This window comes from Actinosynnema sp. (assembly GCF_052038725.1).
On record NZ_JBQGCX010000576.1, the window covers coordinates 1 to 1,908 of the forward strand.

General features: G+C 74.4%; 4 protein-coding genes. 1 reads left to right on the forward strand and 3 read right to left on the reverse strand.

Translation table 11 applies throughout. The features are described 5' to 3' along the window. Positions 1-39: 39 nt before the first annotated feature. The 3 genes from ACTUAL_RS11970 to ACTUAL_RS11980 all read right to left on the reverse strand — a co-directional run bounded on the left by ACTUAL_RS11970 (position 40) and on the right by ACTUAL_RS11980 (position 1,313). On the reverse strand, positions 40-255 hold the full coding sequence (locus ACTUAL_RS11970; protein WP_440900290.1) for a CDGSH iron-sulfur domain-containing protein: 216 nt from the start codon (positions 253-255) through the stop codon (positions 40-42). Beyond that, positions 239-883 (reverse strand): HemK2/MTQ2 family protein methyltransferase, encoded by a 645-nt coding sequence (locus ACTUAL_RS11975; protein ID WP_440900291.1) that lies wholly within the window; start codon positions 881-883, stop codon positions 239-241. Before ACTUAL_RS11975 ends, ACTUAL_RS11970 begins: the two co-directional genes overlap by 17 nt. Positions 884-956: 73 nt before the next feature. Then, entirely contained in the window at positions 957-1,313 is a 357-nt protein-coding gene (locus tag ACTUAL_RS11980; protein ID WP_157767595.1) for an STAS domain-containing protein, read from the reverse strand. 237 nt (positions 1,314-1,550) lie between these two features. Between ACTUAL_RS11980 and ACTUAL_RS11985 the strand changes: the two genes are divergently transcribed. Beyond that, complete coding sequence (locus ACTUAL_RS11985; RefSeq protein ID WP_096492812.1) at positions 1,551-1,733, forward strand: hypothetical protein; 183 nt, start codon at positions 1,551-1,553, stop codon at positions 1,731-1,733. Positions 1,734-1,908 lie beyond the last annotated feature (175 nt).

The following is a 1,908-nucleotide window of genomic DNA, read 5'->3' on the forward strand; positions in this document are numbered from 1 at the left end:
GCGGGGCCGGGCGGCGAGCAGATCAGCCCCGCCCCCGGCCTACCCCTCGTCCTCCCGGTGGGCGCGCACCCGCTTGCGGTGGCTGGTGTCGCAGAACGGGTAGCTGCGGCTCCTGCGGCACGCGCACAGCGCCACCACCACCCGGTCCGACCGCACCGCCTCCCCGTCCTCGACCACGACCTCCACCGGCCCCTCCACCAGCACCGGCCCCTCCCGGCTGACCACGACCCTGCGGGGTTCACGGGGCGTCGGCACGGACCACCACCAAGCGCTCGTGCCGCTGCCCCGGCGCGATGAGCCTGCGCCCCTCCAGCCACCGGGCGCGCGAGCGCAGCACCGGCCCGAACCCGACGTCCCGCGACGCCACCACCTCGGCCGCCAGCCCGCCGTCCCGCAACTGCCCGAGCGTCCGCTCCACCCCGCACAGCGCGGAGTGCACGACCAGCCCGAAACCGCCGGGCGCGAGCAGCGACGGCAGCGCCGCGCACAACCGGTCCAGCACCGCGCGCCCGTCCACCCCGGCGTCCCACGCGCGCGCCGCGCCGGTCGGATCGGGTGGTCCGGGAGCGGGCACGTAGGGCGGGTTCGAGCAGACCACGTCGTACCGCCCGCCCACGGTCGAGAAGTCCCCGTGCCGCACCCGCACGGGCACCCCGTGCAGCAGGCAGTTCACGAACGCGGCGGCCACCGCGCGGCGGCTCCGGTCGACGGCGGTCACCTCCCCCGCACCGGCGCGCCCGGCCGCGACGGCGAGCGCCCCGGTCCCGGTGCACGCGTCCAGCACGGTCGCCCCGTACGGGACACCGGACTCGGCCAGCGAACGGGCCAGGAGCTCGGTGTCCTCCTGCGGGCGGTACACGCCCGGTGGTCTCAGCAGCAGCACGGGAGGTGTCATTCCCACGCCGGGGCGACCCAAACGAACCGGGGCCGAACGGGCACCCGGTCGGGGGTCGCGCTCACGCGCCGAGCGCCGCCCGGAGGGTCGGGTGCACGTCCAGCTGCTCGTCCAGCCCGCTGATCGCCAGCGGCCGGAGCACCTCGCGGTGCCCGGCGACCACGGACAGCCGGGTGCCGAGCAGCTCGGCCTGCAGGTGCCCGGTGACCAGCTCGTTCAGCCCGGCCGAGCCGAAGAACCCGACCTCGGTCAGGTCGACCACCACCGGTTCCGGCGGGCGCACGCGGGCCAGCGCGGACAGGAGCTCGCGGTGCAGCGGTTCGACCGTGAGCTGGTCGATCTCGCCACTGACGTGGAGCACCACCGCGCCACCGCAGTCCCGCGAGTGGACGCTCATCTCCTCGTCGAGGTCCCTCACCGCTCGCCTCCTCACCACGCGGGGATTGCAGCGGCCCTGAGGAGGCGCCTGCTGCTCGATGACGAGCCTAACCCGAGATCGGCCACGGGCAAGGAGGTTGCCGCCTTCGAGTGGGCCGCGATACCACTTCCAGGTCACCCGGAATGGCGAGGTGATTTGCCGGAGCATTCTCCGGAAAACATCAAGCTTCCCCCAAATGAATACCGGTGTGATCCGCGTCTCCCTACGATGCGGATTATGAGACTGCTGCTGTGGATGACGATGACCTGCTGGTCGGCGGCGGACGGCGGGGTGGTGCTGCCCGCGCTGACGGGGTTCCTGCTCGTGGTGTGCGCCGCCGGCAACGGGCTGGCCGTGCGCGACCGGGGTTCGGTGCGGCGCAGGCTCACCACCGCCGCGCGCGCCCCGTCGGCGAACTGAGCGCGGTCGCGGGGAGGGGTTGAGGAGGGGGTTGAGGAGAGGGCCCGGGAGGGGTTCTCAGAGGGCGCGCAGGGCGGCGAACGCGCGGGCCAGGTCGGCCTGGAACTCGGCGCCGATCACGCACTGCCGGGTCGGGTCGTCGAGACCGCGCGTCATGGCCACCCGCAGCAGCACG